Annotated in this window: 16 protein-coding genes, 1 tRNA gene and 2 pseudogenes; 12 read left to right on the top strand and 7 right to left on the bottom strand. The window is 69.5% G+C overall.

Annotation, left to right across the window (positions count from 1 at the left end):
• The first annotated feature begins 187 nt into the window (after window positions 1-187).
• The 6 genes from AC1VM9_RS10755 to AC1VM9_RS10730 all read left to right on the top strand — a co-directional run bounded on the left by AC1VM9_RS10755 (window position 188) and on the right by AC1VM9_RS10730 (window position 5,338).
• The gene (locus AC1VM9_RS10755; RefSeq protein ID WP_483122611.1) at window positions 188-1,102 is read left to right on the top strand and encodes an isoaspartyl peptidase/L-asparaginase family protein; all 915 of its coding nucleotides are present in this window, start codon (window positions 188-190) and stop codon (window positions 1,100-1,102) included.
• A 10-nt stretch (window positions 1,103-1,112) separates the two neighbouring features.
• Complete coding sequence (locus tag AC1VM9_RS10750) at window positions 1,113-1,988, top strand: MurR/RpiR family transcriptional regulator (RefSeq protein ID WP_483122610.1); 876 nt, start codon at window positions 1,113-1,115, stop codon at window positions 1,986-1,988.
• Window positions 1,989-2,065: 77 nt separating this feature from the next.
• Window positions 2,066-2,794 carry an amino acid ABC transporter ATP-binding protein gene (locus AC1VM9_RS10745; RefSeq protein ID WP_483123996.1) on the top strand — a complete coding sequence of 243 codons (729 nt, stop codon included), beginning with the start codon at window positions 2,066-2,068 and terminating at the stop codon, window positions 2,792-2,794.
• A gap of 73 nt (window positions 2,795-2,867) precedes the next feature.
• Window positions 2,868-3,815, top strand: coding sequence for a glutamate ABC transporter substrate-binding protein (locus tag AC1VM9_RS10740; RefSeq protein WP_481346715.1), 948 nt, complete (start codon window positions 2,868-2,870; stop codon window positions 3,813-3,815).
• Between the two features lie 36 nt (window positions 3,816-3,851).
• Window positions 3,852-4,496 carry an amino acid ABC transporter permease gene (locus AC1VM9_RS10735; RefSeq protein WP_481343336.1) on the top strand — a complete coding sequence of 215 codons (645 nt, stop codon included), beginning with the start codon at window positions 3,852-3,854 and terminating at the stop codon, window positions 4,494-4,496.
• On the top strand, window positions 4,493-5,338 hold the full coding sequence (locus AC1VM9_RS10730; RefSeq protein ID WP_483122609.1) for an amino acid ABC transporter permease: 846 nt from the start codon (window positions 4,493-4,495) through the stop codon (window positions 5,336-5,338). Before AC1VM9_RS10735 ends, AC1VM9_RS10730 begins: the two co-directional genes overlap by 4 nt.
• A 225-nt stretch (window positions 5,339-5,563) precedes the next feature.
• Here AC1VM9_RS10730 and AC1VM9_RS10725 read toward each other — a convergent pair whose 3' ends face one another.
• Both AC1VM9_RS10725 and AC1VM9_RS10720 read right to left on the bottom strand, forming a co-directional pair.
• Window positions 5,564-6,619: a phenylacetaldoxime dehydratase family protein gene (locus AC1VM9_RS10725; protein ID WP_483122607.1), complete on the bottom strand. Its 1,056-nt coding sequence runs from the start codon at window positions 6,617-6,619 to the stop codon at window positions 5,564-5,566.
• Between the two features lie 99 nt (window positions 6,620-6,718).
• Window positions 6,719-8,233, bottom strand: a complete 1,515-nt coding sequence (locus tag AC1VM9_RS10720; protein WP_483122606.1) for an FAD/NAD(P)-binding protein — start codon at window positions 8,231-8,233, stop codon at window positions 6,719-6,721.
• Between the two features lie 305 nt (window positions 8,234-8,538).
• Here AC1VM9_RS10720 and AC1VM9_RS10715 point away from each other — a divergent pair.
• Window positions 8,539-9,255: pseudogene (locus AC1VM9_RS10715) on the top strand (tyrosine-type recombinase/integrase); the annotation flags it as partial.
• Between the two features lie 168 nt (window positions 9,256-9,423).
• On the opposite strand, the gene AC1VM9_RS10710 reads toward AC1VM9_RS10715, so the two are convergent.
• Window positions 9,424-9,513 (bottom strand) — tRNA-Ser (locus tag AC1VM9_RS10710).
• Window positions 9,514-9,524: 11 nt separating this feature from the next.
• Window positions 9,525-10,031: a nucleoside deaminase gene (locus tag AC1VM9_RS10705; RefSeq protein ID WP_483122605.1), complete on the bottom strand. Its 507-nt coding sequence runs from the start codon at window positions 10,029-10,031 to the stop codon at window positions 9,525-9,527.
• Between the two features lie 17 nt (window positions 10,032-10,048).
• Between AC1VM9_RS10705 and upp the strand changes: the two genes are divergently transcribed.
• Window positions 10,049-10,687 carry a uracil phosphoribosyltransferase gene (gene upp, locus AC1VM9_RS10700; RefSeq protein ID WP_481343709.1) on the top strand — a complete coding sequence of 213 codons (639 nt, stop codon included), beginning with the start codon at window positions 10,049-10,051 and terminating at the stop codon, window positions 10,685-10,687.
• An 8-nt stretch (window positions 10,688-10,695) separates the two neighbouring features.
• On the opposite strand, the gene AC1VM9_RS10695 is transcribed toward upp, so the two are convergent.
• Window positions 10,696-11,682: a small ribosomal subunit Rsm22 family protein gene (locus AC1VM9_RS10695; RefSeq protein WP_483122604.1), complete on the bottom strand. Its 987-nt coding sequence runs from the start codon at window positions 11,680-11,682 to the stop codon at window positions 10,696-10,698.
• A 143-nt stretch (window positions 11,683-11,825) separates the two neighbouring features.
• On the opposite strand from AC1VM9_RS10695, the gene AC1VM9_RS10690 reads away from it, so the two are divergent.
• The 4 genes and pseudogenes from AC1VM9_RS10690 to AC1VM9_RS10675 all read left to right on the top strand — a co-directional run bounded on the left by AC1VM9_RS10690 (window position 11,826) and on the right by AC1VM9_RS10675 (window position 15,704).
• Window positions 11,826-11,996, top strand: coding sequence for a hypothetical protein (locus tag AC1VM9_RS10690; protein ID WP_483122602.1), 171 nt, complete (start codon window positions 11,826-11,828; stop codon window positions 11,994-11,996).
• 25 nt (window positions 11,997-12,021) lie between these two features.
• Window positions 12,022-12,864, top strand: a complete 843-nt coding sequence (locus tag AC1VM9_RS10685; RefSeq protein ID WP_483122601.1) for a PH domain-containing protein — start codon at window positions 12,022-12,024, stop codon at window positions 12,862-12,864.
• 168 nt (window positions 12,865-13,032) lie between these two features.
• A pseudogene (locus tag AC1VM9_RS10680) lies at window positions 13,033-14,521 on the top strand (amino acid permease).
• Window positions 14,522-14,783: 262 nt separating this feature from the next.
• The gene (locus tag AC1VM9_RS10675; protein WP_483122600.1) at window positions 14,784-15,704 is read left to right on the top strand and encodes a hypothetical protein; all 921 of its coding nucleotides are present in this window, start codon (window positions 14,784-14,786) and stop codon (window positions 15,702-15,704) included.
• Window positions 15,705-15,969: 265 nt separating this feature from the next.
• Here AC1VM9_RS10675 and pntB read toward each other — a convergent pair whose 3' ends face one another.
• Both pntB and AC1VM9_RS10665 read right to left on the bottom strand, forming a co-directional pair.
• The gene (gene pntB, locus AC1VM9_RS10670) at window positions 15,970-17,352 is read right to left on the bottom strand and encodes a Re/Si-specific NAD(P)(+) transhydrogenase subunit beta (protein WP_483122599.1); all 1,383 of its coding nucleotides are present in this window, start codon (window positions 17,350-17,352) and stop codon (window positions 15,970-15,972) included.
• Window positions 17,353-17,358: 6 nt separating this feature from the next.
• The gene (locus tag AC1VM9_RS10665; protein ID WP_483122598.1) at window positions 17,359-18,912 is read right to left on the bottom strand and encodes a Re/Si-specific NAD(P)(+) transhydrogenase subunit alpha; all 1,554 of its coding nucleotides are present in this window, start codon (window positions 18,910-18,912) and stop codon (window positions 17,359-17,361) included.
• Between the last annotated feature and the right edge of the window lie 234 nt (window positions 18,913-19,146).

Below are 19,146 nucleotides of genomic sequence, written 5' to 3'. Positions count from 1 at the left end.
ACGCTCACGGTGCCTCCCGCCACAACACCGGGGGCCGGCGGCTGGCCTCTCGGCGAGCGCCCAGCTTGTAATGAACAGTACGGCATTGCTACTGCTCTTCCGTTTCGTACTGTTTGCCTCTAAGGTCGGGTCACGCCCCGCGCCCTCACGGCGGGGATGGAAGCCATGGAGGAGACAGAGACAACTGATGCGTCTTATGGACATCGCCCCTGCCGCGCGCGGCTTCTCGCTGGTCCTGCACGGCGGAGCAGACGGCCGGGCCGCGGCGCTCTCCGTGGAGCAGGAGGAGCCGTACGCCGAAGGCCTGGCCGCGGCCTACCGGGCGGGGCGGACGGTCCTCGCAGGCGGCGGCTCGGCCCTCGACGCGGTGTGCGCAGCGGTCGTCGAGCTCGAGAACTGCGTGCTCTTCAACGCCGGTCGGGGTGCGGCGCTCACGGCCGAGGGTGAGGCGGAGCTGGATGCATCGGTCATGACCGGTGACGGCCGCGCCGGGGCTGTTGCCGTGACACGACGGGCGAAGAACCCGGTTCTCGCGGCTCGGAAGGTCCTGGAGGAGACCGACCATGTGCTGCTCGTAGCCCCCGAGGAAGCTGTGCTCGAAGGCTGGGGCGTCGAGACCGTGGATCCCGAGTACTTCGTGACGGAGTCACGGCGGCAGCAGCTGTCGAGTGTTCGGGCTGGGGTGCTGGCGCAGAGCAGGCACGGAACGGTCGGCGCTGTCGCGCTGGACCTGGCCGGGCGAGTGGCTGCCGCGACGTCCACGGGCGGCATCGTCAACCAGCACCAAGGACGCGTCGGCGACACTCCGGTCGTCGGGGCCGGGACCTATGCCCGGGACGGAGTCGTCGCGGTCTCCTGCACCGGCGAGGGCGAGGCCTTCATCGAGGGAGCCGTCGCCCACGACATCTACGCACGGATGCGGTACGCCGGTGCGGCGCTCCCCGATGCCGTTCGGGCGACCATCGACACCGAGCTCAACGGCCGGGGCGCGAACGGAGGCCTCGTCGCGGTCGGCGCGGACGGCCGGGTCGTCGTGGCGCACAACTCGCCGGCCATGTTCGCCGCGTGCGAAGAGGCCGGCGAGCTGGTGACGCTGACGTGAGGACGACGCCGTGATCCGGATCAGGAACGAGATCTTCGCTCGCATGGAGCAGCTTGCTCCGTCCGAGCGCAAGGTGGCGCGCACCCTGCTCGCCGACTACCCCAGCGCCGGGCTGGCCAGTGCCAACGCCCTCGCCAAGGCAGCGGGCACGAGCGCGCCGACGGTGCTTCGCCTGGTGGCACGTCTGGGGATCGGGAGCTACGCCGACTTCCAGAAGCACCTGCGCGAGGAGCTCATGCACGAGCTGCGCGCTCCCGTCCACCGCGCCGAGCGGGAGGCCGAGCGCGGTGGTGACGTGACCGACTTCGGGCGCTTGGTCACGCAACGGGTCGAGCTCGTGGACGCCCTTCGCTCCACGGTGGTTCCCGGCGAGTTCGACCGGGCGGCAAGGTTGCTCGCCGGAGAGGCACGCACGGTCCTCATCGCCGGTGGCTACTTCTCGAGGTTCGTCGCCGAGATCCTGGCCCGTCAGCTCGACCACATCATCCCCAACGTGCACTTCCTGGCCGATCCCCTCGGCTACGACGTGGGCAAGCTCCACGCCGCACGCAGGAGCACGGTCGTCGTGCTCTTCGACCTGCGCCGCTACCAGCAGCCGGCCCAGCATGTGGCGGCAATGGCGAAACGGGCGAACGCGTCCTTGGTCGTCGTCACCGACGAGGGTCTGTCACCGGCCGCCGGGGACGCCGACGTCGTGCTGACCGTGCCGGTCGGTGGGATCCCCTACGACTCCTTCGCGGCCCTCATGGTGCTCATCGAAGCCCTCGTCGAGTCGGTGTTCGTCCGGACCGGACCCAAGGGAATCGACCGGATGAAGCTCTGGGAAGAACGATCACTCATCCAGTACGCAGCCGTGGCCGATCGCCGGCCGGAGGAGGAAGCATGATGCAGCCGAACGACGCCGCGGCCACGCGGGCTCCCCTGACGGCTCTGCCGCGCGAGACATCCCAGCAACGCGCGCCGATGGTCAGCCTCAAGGGCGTGGACAAGCACTTCGGTGACCTCCACGTGCTCCGCGACGTCGACCTGACCGTCATGCCGGGAGAGGTGATCGTCGTCGTGGGGCCTTCCGGGTCGGGCAAGTCGACGCTCTGCCGGACGATCAACAGGCTCGAGACCATCGACGCCGGCGAGATCCACGTCGATGGGCGCGCCCTCGCATCCGAGGGCCCCGCGCTGGCGCAGCTGCGCTCGGACGTCGGCATGGTCTTCCAGTCGTTCAACCTCTTCGCCCACCGCACGATCCTCGACAACGCCACGCTGGCGCCGATCAAGGTGCGCCGACTCAAGCGGAAGGACGCCGAAGCCGAGGCGATGGAGCTCCTGGAGCGGGTCGGCATCGCGCAGAAGGCCCACGCCTACCCGGCCGAGCTCTCCGGAGGACAGCAGCAGCGGGCGGCGATCGCCCGGGCCCTGGCCATGCGGCCCAAGGTCATGCTGTTCGACGAACCGACCTCCGCGCTCGACCCCGAGATGGTCAACGAGGTGCTGAACGTCATGACCTCCTTGGCCAGCGAGGGGATGACGATGGTCGTCGTCACGCACGAGATGGGCTTCGCCCGCCGCGCCGCCGACCGCGTCGTCTTCATGGACCACGGACAGGTCGTCGAGCAGGACACGCCTGCTGCGTTCTTCGACGCCCCCAAGACCGAACGGGCGCGCTCGTTCCTCGCCTCCGTGCTCTCCCACTGACCCGGCTCCGACGCCCCCTCCCCACGCCTCCGACGGCGACCTTCTTCGAGGAAACCCACTGAAAGGTACCCACATGTTCAGCGATGCCGTTGTCCGCCGGCGCACCGCCGTTGCCGGTCTGTTCACCTCCGTCGCCCTGGCCCTCAGCGCGTGCTCCACCGCTCCCGTCAACATTCCCGGTGGTGACGGTCCGGGCAGCGCCAGCAGCAGCGACCAGCTCGTCGGCAAGGCACCGGTCGCGGCCGGCGACCTGATCATCCCTGGCTCGACCATGGAGAAGATCAAGAAGCGCGGCAAGCTCGTCGTCGCCACCGCCCTCGATGCACCGCTGGTCTCCCAGCAGGATCCAGCCGACCCTCAGAAGGTCGAGGGCTTCGATGCGGACCTCGCCAAGATGCTCGCCGTCTACATCCTCGGCAAGCCGAACGTCGAATGGGTTCCCTCGGCAGCCGAGACCCGGGAGGCCCTCCTGGCCAACGGCACCGTCGACGCCGTCTTCTCCACGTACACGATCACCACCAAGCGTGCGGAGCAGATCAGCTTCGCCGGCCCGTACTTCATGTCCGGCCTCGCTGTCGCGGTGAAGTCCGACAACACGAGCATCAAGGGAATCGAGGACCTGGACGGGAAGAACGTCATCGTGCAGACCGGGACGCCCTCGGTCGCCAAGGTTCCGGAGAAGCAGCCCGGCGCGAAGCTCCTGCCGTTCGCCACCACCCCGCAAGGTGTCCACGCCCTCATCCAGGGCCGCGGCGACGCGTACGTCCAGGACTACGTCCTGCTCGCCAGCCAGTCGGCGAGCAACAAGAACATCAAGGTCGTCGGCGCCCCCTTCACCGAGGAGCCCTACGGAATCGGCTTGAAGCACAACGACGCCGCGTTCAAGACTTTCGTCAACACCTGGTTGACGACGATCGAGAAGCAGGGGCTCTGGGCGCAGGTCTGGAAGACGACGCTCGGCTCGGTCGGCGACTCCCCTGCCCCGACACCGCCGGCCATCGGGTCCGTGCCCGGTTCCTGACCGGCGACTCGGCAACAGCGCCAGGAGTAGATCCGGATGAGTATCGCGATCGACCATGTCGAGCCCCTTCTGGAGGGGCTGGGACTGACCCTTCTCATGACCGTGCTCGCGGGTGCTGCGTCCCTGATCCTGGGGGTGCTCATCACCGTCGCGCGGATCAGCCCGATCCCGCCGCTGCGGGCGGCAGCGCTGGCGTACGTCCAGTTCTTCGTCAACGTTCCGCTCCTGGCGCTGTTGATCCTGGCCGTCTTCGCGCTGCCTGACGCGGGGCTGATCCTCCCCGTCATCCCCACGGTGGTCATCGTGCTGGCCGTCTACGAGGCCGCGTACGTCGCCGAGGCGATCCGCAGCGGGGTCAACACCGTGACGCGCGGCCAGATCGAAGCGGCTCGGGCGCTCGGGCTGACGCTGATCCAGTCGCTGCGCTGGGTGATCGTGCCCCAGGCCTTCCGGTCGGCCGTCCAGCCGCTGGGCAACATCATGATCGCCCTGGCCATGAACACCTCCCTCGCGGCCGTCGTCGGAGTGCTCGACCTGACCGCCCAGATCAACAGCATCAACCTCGTCTACGCCCAGCCCGTCCTCTTCTACACCGCCGGCGGCCTCGTCTACATGGCGATCGCCCTGGCCATCGGCCTGGCAACCGGGCGGATCGAACGCAAGGTGGCGATCATCCGATGAGCTTCATCTATGACGAACCCGGCCCGCGAACCCGCCGCAACGTGCGCATCGCCTCGGCCATCAGCGTGGTGGGCCTGCTGGCGCTGGCCGGAGCGGGCCTGTGGCAGTTCGGTTCCCACGACCAGCTCAACCCGCAGCGGTGGGCGGCGTTCACCCAGTGGGTCGTCTGGCAGTACCTGCTGACCGGACTGGTCGGCACCCTCAAGGTCGCCGGCACCGTGGCGGTCCTCGGCTCCGTGCTCGGCACCTTCTTGGCCCTGGGGCGACTGAGTCGGGTGCCCCCTCTGCGCTGGCTGTGCGCCTCCTACATCGAGGTCGCGAGGACGGTGCCCGTCCTGCTGCTGATCTACCTGATGCTCTTCGGGCTGCCCCAGCTGGGGGTCAACGTACCGACGATGTGGAAGCTGGCCATTCCGCTGACCTTCGTGACGGCCGCCGTCTTCGCCGAGATCGTCCGCGCCGGCATCACCGGACTGCCGTCGGGGCAGGCCGAGGCCGCACACAGCCTGGGCCTACGGCAGTCCCAGACCATGCGCCTGGTCATCCTGCCCCAGGCCCTGCGCAACGTCGCCCCCTCGCTGATGACACAGTTCGTGAGCCTGCTCAAGGACACGACGCTCGGCTACATCGTGGCCTACACCGAGCTGCTCTACCGGGGCCAGCTGCTCACCTCGTACATCAACCAGCTGATCCCCACCTACATCGTCGTCGCCTTCATCTACCTCGTCGTCAGTGGCAGCCTCACCGCGCTCGCGACTCGCCTGCAGAAGCGGACCACCCGCAAGCCTGCAGGCCTGCCCGCGCTTCCTGCCATCCCCGTACTGGAGGAACGCGTCAAGTGAGAAGGGTCGGAAGCCCCGGGCCTCGCGTCGACACCCGCGTCACTTTGACAGCTAGGTGTGGTCACCAGAAGGGTCAGTGAAGGAGCATCGGCTGGTCGGCACGACCGCGCTGTGAGCGGTTACTCGGACACTGCAGGATCGGTGTCCGGCCGGACTCGGTCGAGGTGCTCGGCGAGCCGCTCTCATATGCGGCTGCCCGCCGGTTGTCAGTGACTGCGGCCGCGCTCAGACGCTCTCCACCACAGCATCCATCGCCCGCAGCATCCCTGTCTTCGCGTGGCAGCCGAGGTACTCGAAGTACTGCTCGTCGGCGGCGGCCACGGTGACCTCGTGGTGCAGTCTCAGCCGGGCTGCGGGACCGAGCGTGGACAGGTACTTCATCGCCGCGCCGAAGATCGCCACGTGGGTCGGGTGCTCCCTGGCCCAGTCGTCGAGGTCGGCCAGGCTGCGCCACCAGCTCATGCCGAAGCTCTTGTCGGTGGGTCGACCGTCGGCGTCGAGCAGGCGCACGTATCGGTTCGCGTAGCAGCCGACCGTCCGTCCCTCGTCGCGGAGGAACTCCATGCCGGCTCGGAGGGTGGGTTCGACCTCCTCGAGGTACATCCGGCGCTCGTCACCGTCGGTGTCGGTCCAGTCCTGCCCGGAGCGGATCAGACAGAGGTTGTGCTGGCCGGAGACTCGCCACCTTGCGCCGTTGGCCTCCGGTCGAGGCACGTCACCCGGCAGCAGCGCGTCGGTCTGGGATGCGGGGAGCCGGTCACGTGCCCCGCCCCAGTAGGCATGCTCGAGGACCTCGCCGCTGAGCCTGTCGGCCAACCGTGCGACACCTTCGCGGCGGTCGTTGGAGAACAACGTCTCGAACCGGGACACCGACGGTCGCAGGGTCTCGACGAAGAAGCCCGCCGTGTCGGTGAGGTGCTGGTCGCCGAGCCAGACGGCGTGGGCTCCGGCGAACCACCGGTCGTAGCGCTCCGGCTCGTCCCAGTAGGCGATGGTGATGATGGTCGTGTAGCCGGCTTCGTCGACGTACGTTGCCCGGTCGCAGTGCCGTGGACCGTTTGCGGCCGAGCACTCGTGGTCGAGCCGCGACAGAGCCGAGGTCACGCGCTCCGGCGCCGGCCCGGTGCCGTCGTACTGGACACCCAAGCAGGCCATCACCACCCGAGTCGTCGTCGGGGCGAACCGGGCCACGTAGGACGGGTACGGCGGCTGCCAGCCGGCCCTCAGGTGCGACTGTTCGGAGCGTGTCTGCGCCAGGTGCGGCGGGATTGCGGATTCCATCAGCGTCTCCTGCTTCTTCGTGGTCAGGCCACCCCCTCGGGAGGCGGCGTTTCGACCGCGCGGGGGCGCGGGGTCGTGCTGCTGCTGGGGTCACGTGTCCTAGGCGCCGACGGCCAGCGCCGAGCGGCGCGGGAGGGCTTGGGCCTTCTCGTGCAGGTCGTCGTGGATCGCTTTGGCGATGTCGGCGCTGCGACTTACCAGCACCGGCAGGCCGAAGGTGAAGAAGAAGGCGCCCCGGGTGAGGTCACCCAACGCGTACAGCGCGCCCGGCCCGTCGCGTCCGACGACCGCGCTCGTCCGTGCCAGCACCTGCAGGCCGCCCGCGTGGTGCCGGCGCGCCAGACCGTGGGCGATGGCCGAGTCCACGAGCGGCTCGACCTTGGGATGCACGCCGTAGACGGCCGGGGTGATGGCATTGACGACGTAGTCGACGTGCTCTCTTGCCGTGGCCAGCTGGACGTCGAAGGCCTTCCGGCGGGGCATGACTGAGGTCACGCCGCCTCTCACCGTCAGCTGACCCGAGTCCAGCATCGCGAGGATCTTCCTTGCGTTGACCGGCGGCATGGGGCAACAGCGGCTGATGATCGAACGCAGCGTCGCGGGCGACGCCAGGATGCGACGCTGGTCCTCGGGGGTCAGGCTGTACCAGATGTCTTGCCAGACCAGAGGTATCGACTTCTGGAAGATGAACGTCTCGAGGTCCGCTGCGTCGTGCGGCCGCTCGAGCTGCCGGCGCAACCATGCCGCCTGGTTCGCGGGTCCGGGTGCGGCGGGAAACAGCCCCCGGGTTCTCCCTCCCCAGGCCTGCACCTCCCGGTTGACGAGGCGCTCGACATCGACGAGGGGATACGAGCCGGTCGAGCAGGCAAGGTCGACCAGCTGCTCCGAGGTCAGGTGCTTCGCCGTCCAGGGCGGGCCGGGGCGCCGTACCAGCGGGAGGACTCCGGATCGTGAGTACATCCGGATCGGCCCGTCGTGCCCGCGTTCCCTCAACGCCACGGCGACGTCCACCGCGGTCAAGCCACTGCCCAGCACGCCGACCGCGGCATCCGAGCGTATGCCGTCGAGACGCTCGCGGGTCGGGTACGGGTCTGCGACGTACCCGTCGCAGCCGTCGAGACGGAACGGGTTGCCAAGCACACTGCCGCCGGCACACAGGATGACGTAGTTGAACTCGTCGAGGCGGCTCCCAGCTCCCACGACGTAGCGCGACGAGCCGACCGGTACGAGCGAGGTGGCGCTCTCTTGCACGAACTCCACCGTCCAGCCCCGGCCGCGCAGGTCATGCACGAGCCCCTCCGCGTGCTGCAACAGGTACTGCCCGTACCGCTGGCGCGGGAGAAATACCTCCTCGGCGCTTCCGGGATCCAGGTCACCCTGACGCACCAGCCACCGCTTCGCGTGCGCGGTGTCCCCCTGACGGACGGACATGGCCTCCACCGGAGCGTTGGCGAGGATGTACTCGCTGTCGGGCGCGAAGACTCGCCCGCGCCACGGCTCGGGGGCCGGGTCGTAGAGCGTCAGGCTGATATCGGGGTGACTGCGCAGGGCCTGGCTCAGGCTGTCCAGCATGCAGGCGCCCGCAGTCCCGAGCCCGACGACGGCGATTCTCATGCGTACTCACTCCCCAAGGGGCCTCGGCAGCGTGGGACGGGTGCCCCAGGGCAATTAAGACGCATCGACGTCCATTTGCCCCGGTTCGATGCGTTTTACATACGGTTTTCCCGCTTTCCCTTTACCAAGCTCTCAGAATGCGCCGGACGCATCCCACGCCGGGACAACGTCGCACCCCAGAAACGACCGTTCTCGGAGCACCTGCGCCGGCAGCCAGCGTCGTGCTCGCGCGATTCTGCGCTCAGCAGTAGGACCGGCACGCGGGGTGGTCACGCGCGGATCCTGCGCAGCACGTCGATGCGGTAGTGCTGGGCAGGGCGTCACGATCCAGCGCTGCCGGCACAGGAGTGGCGGCAGCCCCACCTCGGTCTCGTGGGAAGGGTGCGACCGAGGACAAGCGACGTCGGGCTCGAACCCAGAGGAGGGTCTTCTGGGGCGTTCGCCGTCGCGCGGAGCAGAACCGTTGGTCGACATCGTTCGAGCGGCACCGAGAGCTCGTGCGCCTGTCGTGTTCTGGCGCGAGCCGCGGGTGCGCGCTCGGCACCGACGTAGACCTCGAGATCCAGCTGCTCACGGTGCGCCGCAATAGGCTGCGACCCAAGTACTCCCACGGATGTGATGGAACGTGCGGCAAGGCCAAGGCCGGCTACTGCCCGCAACGAGTTCGCACCAATCCGGACACCGACACGACCAAGTCCCGTGCCGGCCGGCGCCAGATCGGCCTCCCAGCCCAACTTGCGCACCTCCTCGCGCAGCACAAGACGATCCAGGACCGCGAGCGTCAACATGCGGGTGACGCCTGGACCGAGGGAGGCTGGGTCTTTACGACAGAGACCGGGGCGCCGATCAGCCCGCGCACCGACTCGAGCCACTGGAAGCAACTCCTCAAGGACGCCGGCATCCGTGACAGCCGGATGCACGACGCCCGTCACACGGCGGCCACCATCCTGCTGCTGCTCGGCGTGAGCCAGCCGACGATGATGAGCGTGATGGGCTGGTCCAACCCCGCCATGGCCCAGCGGTACGCGCACGTCGTCGACCCGATCCGGCGCGACGTCGCCGAGCGCCTCGGCCTCTTGTGGGACCCCGCCGAACCGCCGCCGGGAAGCTCAAATGAGACTACGAATGAGACCAGGACGGGAAACGCCGGTCAGGGCCCGAAGGCTCTGACCGGCGTTTCCGCAGGTGAATGGCGGTGGCGGTGGGATTTGAACCCACGGTGGAGTCACCCCCACACACGCTTTCGAGGCGTGCTCCTTAGGCCGCTCGGACACGCCACCGAGAGCAGACCTTACCGGAGCCTCCGGCCCTCGAAGAAATCGACGAGGAGCTCGGCCGACTCCCCTGCACGGACCCCGCCGACGATGTCGACGTTGTGCGTGGCGAGCGGGTCACGTGTCAGGTCCCAGACCGAGCCGCACGCTCCGGCCTTGGGGTCCCAGGCACCGAACACGACCCGGTCGAGGCGCGCCTGCATCGCCGCGCCGGCGCACATGACGCACGGCTCGAGGGTGACGACGAGCGTGCAGCCGTCGAGCCGCCAGGTTCCCCTCGAGGCGGCCGCCTCGCGCAGCGCGACGACCTCCGCGTGCCCGGTCGGGTCACCTGCCGCCTCGCGGACATTGCAGCCGCGGCCGATGACGGCCCCGTCGCCGTCGAGGACGATCGCGCCGACGGGCACGTCCTCGCTCGACGCCGCGGCCGCCGCCAGCTCGAGCGCCTCGCCCACCCAGGCGTCGTACAGGTCGGCGGGCGGCGGGACGGCCGGGTCGGTGGAGGTCTCGGATCGCGTAGCCACGCGCTAAGTTTCCACCCATGGACGTCCACGTCGCAGATCACCCGCTCATCGCCCACAAGCTCACGTACCTGCGCGACAAGCGGACCGACAGCCCGACGTTCCGTCGCCTTGCCGAGGAGCTCATGACGCTCCTCGCCTACGAGGCCACGCGCGAGGTGCGCGTCGAGCCGTTCGAGATCGAGACGCCGGTCGCGGCGACCACCGGCATCAAGCTGTCCAACCCCAAGCCGCTCATCGTGCCCATCCTCCGGGCCGGCCTGGGAATGCTCGAGGGGATGGTCCGTCTGCTGCCGAGCGCGGAGGTCGGGTTCCTCGGCATGCAGCGCAACGAGGAGACGCTCGAGGCCGTCACGTACGCCAACCGCCTGCCGGACGACCTCACCGGGCGCCAGGTGTTCGTCCTCGACCCGATGCTCGCGACGGGCGGCTCGATGGGCGACGCCATCACGTACCTCGTCCAGCGCGGCGCCGACGACATCACCGCGGTGTGCCTCCTCGCCGCCCCCGAGGGCGTCGAGCACCTGCGGTCCGCCACCGAGTCCCTCGGCGTGCCGGTCAAGGTGGTTCTCGGCACCATCGACGAGAAGCTCAACGAGAAGGGCTACATCGTGCCCGGCCTCGGCGACGCCGGCGACCGCCTCTACGGCGTCGTCTGACCGATGCGTCAGCGCGGCACCGAGTCGCCCCACTCGGCGTCGCGCGCCGCACGGTACCGCTCACGGTCCTTCTTCGAGACGACCTCCCGGCCGGCTGAGCCGTCGGGGCGACAGGCCTGGAACTCGACGAACCCCTTGTGCTTCAACGGCCGCCGAAGGATCCGCGCGGAGTCGGGTTGCGTCGCAACGACACCCGGTGCGGCCGCAGCCACCCACGAGAACTTCTCATCCTCGTAGGACAGCTGGGCGCCCTTGAGCCGGCGATGCTCGGCCGACCGACTGACGCGAGCGCCGAAATGACACCAGTCCGGTTGCACCAGAGGACAGTCCGCGGCGTGCGGGCAGGGGCCGAGGAGGGTCCACCCCGCCACCCGGAAGGTATCCCGGACCCTCAGCACCCTGGCGTAGCCGTCCGGTGTCCCCGGCTCGGCGACGACGACGACGCTGCCACGCGCCATCGCGTCGAGCACGAGCACGTCCTGTTGTGACGCGTCGAGCTCGCTCAGGACGTACGAGACGGTGACGAGGTCCGCGCGCTGGTCCGGCCAGCGTCCGGCCACGGCGCGCTCGAACCGCGCGGATGCCAGGGACGGCACCGGCGCGTCACCCACGAGGGCACGGCCCAGCCGCAGGGCCTCGTCGACCTGGTCCAGGACGGTGATGCGCTCCAGCGTCGGAAAGGCAGCCGCAGCGGCCCACGCCGCCGCCCCGGTGCCCCCGCCGAGGTCGAGCTGGGTGGTCGGCGCGAAGCCGGACGCCGCGACGTCGTCGAGGATCCTCCTCAGCGCTGCATGGGTCGCGGGCATGCGGTAGGCGGCATAGGCGAGAACGTGCGCGGCCGACGCGAGGATGGGCGCCTCGGCTGGCGCGACGGCGCGGTATCGTTCCACGAGCGCCTCGGTGGTGCGCGCGAGCTCCCGCTGGTCGGCGCCCCGGACCGCGCTGGCCAGGGCGTCTCGCAGCTCGTCGGCGAACGTCGTGGTCGGGCGCGGCACCCGCCGAGGATATCGACGCCGATGGTCAACACGCGGACGTCGGTACCTCGGCACAGAAGCCCCTTGCGGCACACTGGTTCCATTCCTGTGCCGTTGTGACTGTCAGGGCAGCCTCGGCCCCACCCTCCAAGGAGCGACATCCGATGGGCCCCAAGGCCAAGAAAGTCATCCTGATCGTGGTGCTGGCGTTCTTCGTCTACGCCATCTTCACGTCGCCGACCAAGGCTGCCGACATCGTCAACAACATCTGGGGCGTCCTCGTCGATGGTTTCCACGCGATCCTCGCGTTCTTCAACTCCCTGCTGAACCGCTGATCCCGCCCCGGGTGAGGAGGCCACCGTGCAGCTGCGACTGACACGCGACGCACCCAAGGGGCTCGACCGGGTCCTGCTGCCGGGAGAGAAGCTCGTCGTCGCAGTGCACTCGCACTGGGCCACCCTCATCGAACCGGTCGCCTCGACGGTCGCCGCCCTCGTCCTCGCGATCTGGGTCGACTCCAACGTCACCCGGACCACCCAGGCGCTCGGCAGCATCGTCTGGTGGATCTTCCTGGCCGTCCTCGCGCGGCTGCTCTGGATCCTCTTCGACTACGGCAACCACTGGTTCCTCGCCACCGACAAGCGGCTCCTCCTGCGCTACGGGATCGTCACGAAGAAGGTCGCGATGATGCCGCTGCTCAAGGTCACCGACATGAGCTACGTGCGCACGGTGCCGGGACGTCTCCTCGGCTACGGCAAGTTCGTCCTCGAGAGCGCCGGCCAGGACCAGGCGCTCCGCGAGGTCAAGTGGGTACCGGACCCGGACCGGACGTACCGCGTCATCTGCGCCGAGATCTTCCACATCACGCCCCCACCGGGCGACGAGGACTACGACGACATCGACGGCGACCTGCCGGACCTGCCCGACGACGGCCTCGGGGGCCGCGGAGGCCGTGGCGTCCCGACGCCGCCCGGGAGCCCCATCAGGCCCGCCGGCGGCGCGGGAGGCGAGTCGTACCCGGACGTGCACCGGACCCACAACCCCATCCAGGACCGGCTCGACTCCTACTCGCGCGCCGTCCCGGTCCAGCGCGGGTCGCGGCCCGAGACCGTCTACGAGAGCGACGACGTCAAGCGTCGCCGGCGCAGCGCCGACACCGGCCCGATCTGGCCGGTCCGCGACCGCGGTGGTCGCGAGTCCTGACACGGCCGCGGCAACCACCCAGACATACCCGCGCCGGCCGCATCCCGATCCCGCCGACCGCACGTCGGATCGCGGGTTGGACTCGCGCACAGCACGGCTCGCCGCGGGCACCCGAGGGGTCTACGTTGGGCAGATGCTGACGAACGCGCTCCACCCCGGGAGGCACACATGAGCATCTTTCGCACCAAGTCGATCGAGGCGTCGATGGCCTCGGCCGGCGAGGCCGACCACCACCTGAAGAAGCGCCTGACCGCGCTCGACCTCACCGTCTTCGGCGTCGGCGTCATCATCGGTGCCGGCATCTTCACGCTGACCGGCAAGGCGGCCAAGGAGTACGCCGGGCCGTCGATCGCCCTGTCGTTCGTCATCGGCGCCGTCGTCTGTGGTCTGGCGGCGCTGTGCTACGCCGAATTCGCCTCGACCGTGCCGATCTCGGGCTCGGCCTATACGTTCTCCTACGCGACGCTCGGCGAGATCATCGCGTGGATCATCGGCTGGGACCTGCTGCTCGAGCTCATGCTCGGCGCCAGCGTCGTCGCTCAGGGCTGGTCCACCTACTTCGTCAAGCTCCTGGACCAGCTGGGGGTCACCTGGCCATCGGCCGTGGCCCCCGGTTCGCACTTCGACCTGCCGGCGTTCGTGCTCATCGTCCTGCTCACCGTGCTCGTCGCGGTCGGCATCAAGGAGTCGATGCGCGTCAACCTCGTCCTCGTGGCGATCAAGGTCTTCATCGTCCTGTTCGTGATCTTCGCCGGCATCGGCTTCATCAACCGCGACAACTGGTCGCCGTTCGTCCCGCCGTCGACGACCGGGAAGCTCCAAGAGCGGCCTCGAGCAGCCGCTGCTCCAGTGGGTGACCGGCATGGAACCGGTGACGTTCGGCGTGCTCGGCATCATGGCCGGCGCCGCCGTCGTGTTCTTCGCCTACATCGGCTTCGACGTCGTCGCGACGACGGCCGAGGAGGCCAAGAACCCGCAGCGCGACCTGCCCATCGGCATCATCGGCTCGCTCGTCATCTGCACGATCCTCTACATGGCGGTCTCGCTCGTCATCACCGGCATGGTCAAGTACAACAAGATCGACCCCGACGCCGCCCTCGCCTCCGCCTTCACCTCGGTGGGCAAGGACGGGTACGCGACCCTGATCTCCGCGGGCGCCGTCGCCGGCCTCACGACCGTCGTCATGACCCTCATGATCGGGGCCACGCGCGTGACGTTCGCCATGAGCCGCGACCGCCTCATCCCGAGCGGGCTCGGGGTCACCAACCCGCGGACCGGCACCCCCGTGAAGCTGACGATCATCATCGGTTCGGCCGTCGCCCTCATCGCGTCACTGACCCCGATCGGCAAGCTCGAGGAGATGGTCAACATCGGGACCCTGACGGCGTTCCTGCTCGTCTCGCTCGCCATCCCGATCCTGCGCAAGCGCCGCCCCGACCTCAAGCGGTCCTTCAGGGTTCCCGGCAACCCGGTCATCCCGTGGCTGTCGGCGCTCGCCTGCTTCTACCTCATCCTCAACCTGTCGCTGGAGACGTGGCTGCGGTTCATCGTCTGGATGGCAGCCGGGTTCCTCGTCTACTTCCTGTACTCGCGCAGCCACAGCAAGCTCGCGACCGGCGAGGAGGAGGAAGGCATCAAGGTCACGGCCAGCGTCTGACCCGACCGCCCCCTCCTGGCCACCCCGACTCCTGCCGACTCCTCCCGCCCTCCTCCCGCCCTCCTCCCGCCCTCCTCACGACCGAACGACTCGTTCGGTGCCGAACGCGCCGGTCGACCGGCGCGTTCGGCATGTATCGACGCGTTCGATCCCTGGCCCGGGCCCTGGTGCGGGCCCTCGCGCGGGCTCTGGCCCGGGCTCGACCGCCGCTTGTCCACAGGGCCGCAGCGAGCTCCCTGCCCCGTGGGCCACCATCGACTCCATGGATCTCGCCTCGTTGGCCCGTGAGGACGTCGTCTCGGCCGCACATGCCCGGACGTGCGGCGTCACCAGCGCTGAGATGAGGCGACGCGTCCGGGCCGGCCAGGCCTTCCCCCTGCACCGAGGCTGGTACGCGACGCGGCGTCCTCGCGACGCCCGGGACCGGCACCTGCTGCGCACCACGGCCCTGCTGCAGGAGTACGACGGCCAGGCGGTCGCCAGCCACGGCTCGGCTCTCGTGCTCCTGCAGCTCCCTCTGGAGGCCGTCGACCTCGGGACGGTCCACCTCATGTGGCTCGGACCGGATGCCGGGTTCCGCTCGTACAGTCGGGTGCGCATGCACGAGGCGATCGACGCACCGGCCCTGCCGCATCGGGACGTGACGGTTCATCCGGCCCTGGCCGTCGTCCAGGCCGGCCTGCTCGACGTCACGTCCCTCGTCGTCGCGGGCGACGGCGCGCTCAGGCGCGGCGATGCGACGCGCCACCAGATCATGGCCGCAGCCACCGCGCTGCGTGGCCAGCGAGGGCTCATCCGGGCGCGCGCTGCCATACCGTGGCTGGACGCGCGGCACGAGTCCCCCGGAGAGTCGATGACGGCTCTCGTGCTGCGTGGACTGGGTTACGACCTCGATCCGCAGTTCGAGCCGGGCACCATCGGCGCGCACGGGCATCCGGAGCGGGCGGACTTCCTCGTCCGCGGGACTCGCGTGCTCGTCGAGTTCGACGGTCGGGACAAGTACGCGGCCGACTCGGCAGCCCAGGCGCAGTCGATGCTGTTCGCCGAGAAGCGTCGTGAGGACGGGTTCCGCCGGCTCGGCTACGAGGTCGTGCGCCTGACGTGGGCAGACCTGCATCACCCGGCTCAGGTGCGCGCACGCATCGAAGCCGCCCTCGCCCGCGACCGCGCCCGGGCCAGCTGAAGACGCGCAGCGCGCCTCCCCACCGAACGAGTCGTTCGGTTCCGGGCACGCTCGCGGCCCCCAACCGAACGAGTCGTTCGGTGCCGAACGCGGTGTTCGGGCTCGAACGCGTCGGTCCACCAGCACTTTCGGCACCGAACGAGTCGTTCGGTGCCGAACGCGGTGTTCGGGCTCGAACGCGTCGGTCCACCAGCACTTTCGACACCGAACGACTCGTTCGGTGCGGAAGAGGAGGGGGTGTGGGCGGGGTCGGGGCGGGCCGCGGTCAGAGGGCCTTGATGATGTCCTCGACGCGTTCCTTGGCGTCGCCGAAGAGCATGGCGCTGTTGTCCCGGAAGAAGAGCGGGTTCTGGACACCGGCGTAGCCCGCGTTCATCGAGCGCTTGAACACGACGACATCCTTGGCGTTCCACACCTGCAGCACGGGCATCCCGGCGATGGGTGAGCTGGGGTCCTCCGCAGCGGCAGGGTTGACCGTGTCGTTGGCGCCGATGACGAGGACGACGTCGGTCTCGGGGAAGTCGTCGTTGATCTCGTCCATCTCGAGGACGATGTCGTATGGCACCTTGGCCTCGGCCAGCAGCACGTTCATGTGCCCGGGCAGGCGCCCCGCGACCGGGTGGATGCCGAACCGCACGTCGACGCCGCGCTCACGCAGCTTCGCGGTCAGGTCCGCGACCGGGTACTGCGCCTGCGCGACCGCCATGCCGTAGCCGGGCGTGATGACGACGGAGGACGCGTGGGTCAGCAGGTCGGCGACCTCCTCGGCGTTCGTCTCGCGGTGGTCGCCGTAGTCGACGTCGCCGCTCGTCACCGCACCGTCGGAGCCGAAGCCGCCGGCGATGACCGAGACGAAGGAGCGGTTCATCGCGGTGCACATGATGTACGACAGGTAGGCACCGGACGAGCCGACGAGCGCACCCGTGACGATGAGCAGGTCGTTGCCGAGCATGAAGCCGGCCGCGGCCGCCGCCCAACCGGAGTAGCTGTTGAGCATCGACACGACGACGGGCATGTCGCCGCCGCCGATCGAGGCCACGAGGTGCCAGCCGAAGGCCAGCGCGATCGCCGTCATGAGCAGGAGCGGCAGGATCGAGTGCGACGCCACGAACCACACGAGCAGCCCGGCCGACACGACGAGAGCCGCGAGGTTGAGCCAGTGCCGCGCCGGCAGCATGAGTGGCCTGCTCGAGATGCGCGCCGAGAGCTTGAGGAACGCGACGATCGATCCGGTGAAGGTCACCGCGCCGATGAAGACCCCGAGGAAGATCTCGACGAGGTGCACGCCGTCGGAGGTCACCGAGGACCCGGATGCCAGGAAGGTGTTGAACCCGACCAGCACCGCGGCGGCGCCGACGAACGAGTGCAGCATCGCGATGAGCTCGGGCATGCCGGTCATCTCGACGCGTCGCGCCCGCCAGATCCCGATGCCCGCGCCGATCGCCATGGCCACGACGATGAGCAGCCAGCTCGTGGCTCCCGACCCGCGCAGCGCGAGCCACAGCGTGGCGACGAGCGCGAGCGCCATGCCGACCATGCCGAGGACGTTGCCGTCCTTGGCGGTCTCGTGCTTCGACAGGCCGGCCAGGGACAGGATGAACAGCACGGCCGCGACGATGTAGGCGGCCTGGATCAGTGCGAGGTCCATCGGCGCTCAGCCCTTCCGGAACATGGTCAGCATCCGGCGGGTCACGAGGAAGCCACCGAAGATGTTGATGCTCGCGATCAGCGTGGCGAGGAACGCCAGGACGACGATGACGCCGGAGATCCCGCCTCGCCACTGGCCCAGCTGGATCAGGGCCCCGACGACGATGATGCCGCTGATCGCGTTGGTCACGGACATGAGCGGCGTGTGCAGCGCGTGGTGCACGTGGCCGATGACGTAGTAGCCGACGACGACCGCGAGCGCGAAGACCGTGAAGTGTCCGAGGAAGCTGGTGGGCGAGAAGGCGGCGATGAGGGCGAACAGCACGGCACCGATGCCCATCGCCACATACTTTCGGCGGGGGTCCTTCGGTGGCTCAGGCTCTTTCACGACCTTGGGGGCGGACGCGGGGGCCGGCACGGGTGCGGCGCTGACCTGGATCGGGGGCGGGGGCCACAGCAGCTCGCCGTCCTTGGCGACCGTCATGTTGCGCTGCACGACGTCGTCGAGGTCGAGGACGACCTGTCCGTCCTTGCCGGGGGTCAGCAGCTTCATGAGGTTGACGAGGTTGGTGCCGTAGAGCTGAGAGGCCTGGGTGGGCAGGCGGGCGGCCAGGTCGGTGTAGCCGATGATCTTGACGCCGTTGGCGGTCACGACGAGCTCGTCGGGGACCGAGCCCTCGACGTTGCCCCCGTTGGACGCGGCCATGTCGACGATGACCGACCCCGGCTTCATCGTCGCGACCATCTCGGCCGTGATGAGCCGTGGCGCCGGGCGGCCCGGGATGAGCGCGGTCGTGACGACGATGTCGACGTCCGGTGCCTGCGACGCGTACAGCTCGGCCGCCGCGCGGTTGAACGCCTCCCCCATCTCCCTGGCGTAGCCGTCGCTCGACGGGGACAGCTCGGTCTCGGCCACCTGCACGGGAAGGAACTCGGCCCCCATCGACTCGACCTGCTCGGCGACCTCGGGGCGCGCGTCGGTCGCCCGCACGATGGCACCGAGAGAGCGGGCGGTGCCGATGGCAGCCAGACCGGCGACACCCGCCCCGGCGACGAGGACCTTGGCCGGAGGGACCTTGCCCGCGGCGGTGACCTGCCCGGTGAAGAACGAGCCGAACTCGTGCGCGGCCTCGACGACCGCTCGGTACCCGGCGATGTTGGCCATCGAGGACAGGACGTCGAGCGACTGTGCCCGGCTGATGCGCGGCACGGCGTCCATCGCCATCGCGGTGACACGGGCGGCCCGCAGGTTCTCGACGAGGTCCGGGTTCAGGGCGGGCGCCATGAGCGACACGAGCACGGCACCCGGCCGCAGCAGCGCGATGTCGGCGGCGGAGGGCGCGTTGACCTGGTGCACCACGTCGGAGCCCCAGGCCTCCTCACGCTCGACGAGGCGCGCGCCGGCCTCGGCGTAGGCGGCGTCCGCGAAGCTCGCGAGGGCGCCGGCACCGCGTTCGACGACGACCTCGTAGCCCAGGGCGACGAGCTGCTCGACGGTCTTGGGCGTGGCGGCGACCCGCGTCTCGCGGGCGCGCGTCTCTCGCGGTACACCGATCTGCACGGTCGCTCCTTCGCTGACGACGGCACTGGCTCCCGAACCTAGAGCACGGACCACCGGGCACGGGGAGGACTGCCGGTCTCATCACACACCGGATCGGGGGCCGCAGCCGGGCGCGTCTCTGATCGTGGGCGTGTCGCCGGCCGCGTTCGATGGAACGGTGAAGAGGGGTCGGACGCGGAGGGCTCGGGCGCAGGGCCGGCGCGGGTCAGCGCGAGGTCAGCGCGAGGTCAGCGG

It is taken from the genome of Monashia sp. HAY1-11D (assembly GCF_056868035.1).
The sequence above is the reverse complement of the archived record's forward strand: the minus strand, read 5'-3'. Positions and strand labels throughout refer to the sequence as shown.

What these genes read in the sequence shown, in the direction of transcription:
- AC1VM9_RS10735 (WP_481343336.1), top strand. Translation starts at nt 3,852, where the DNA reads ATGAGTATCGCGATCGACCATGTCGAGCCCCTTCTGGAGGGGCTGGGA.
- pntB (WP_483122599.1), bottom strand. Translation starts at nt 17,352, where the DNA reads ATGGACCTCGCACTGATCCAGGCCGCCTACATCGTCGCGGCCGTGCTG.
- AC1VM9_RS10755 (WP_483122611.1), top strand. Translation starts at nt 188, where the DNA reads ATGCGTCTTATGGACATCGCCCCTGCCGCGCGCGGCTTCTCGCTGGTC.
- AC1VM9_RS10720 (WP_483122606.1), bottom strand. Translation starts at nt 8,233, where the DNA reads ATGAGAATCGCCGTCGTCGGGCTCGGGACTGCGGGCGCCTGCATGCTG.
- AC1VM9_RS10675 (WP_483122600.1), top strand. Translation starts at nt 14,784, where the DNA reads ATGGATCTCGCCTCGTTGGCCCGTGAGGACGTCGTCTCGGCCGCACAT.
- AC1VM9_RS10725 (WP_483122607.1), bottom strand. Translation starts at nt 6,619, where the DNA reads ATGGAATCCGCAATCCCGCCGCACCTGGCGCAGACACGCTCCGAACAG.
- AC1VM9_RS10740 (WP_481346715.1), top strand. Translation starts at nt 2,868, where the DNA reads ATGTTCAGCGATGCCGTTGTCCGCCGGCGCACCGCCGTTGCCGGTCTG.
- AC1VM9_RS10690 (WP_483122602.1), top strand. Translation starts at nt 11,826, where the DNA reads ATGGGCCCCAAGGCCAAGAAAGTCATCCTGATCGTGGTGCTGGCGTTC.
- AC1VM9_RS10745 (WP_483123996.1), top strand. Translation starts at nt 2,066, where the DNA reads ATGGTCAGCCTCAAGGGCGTGGACAAGCACTTCGGTGACCTCCACGTG.
- AC1VM9_RS10730 (WP_483122609.1), top strand. Translation starts at nt 4,493, where the DNA reads ATGAGCTTCATCTATGACGAACCCGGCCCGCGAACCCGCCGCAACGTG.
- upp (WP_481343709.1), top strand. Translation starts at nt 10,049, where the DNA reads ATGGACGTCCACGTCGCAGATCACCCGCTCATCGCCCACAAGCTCACG.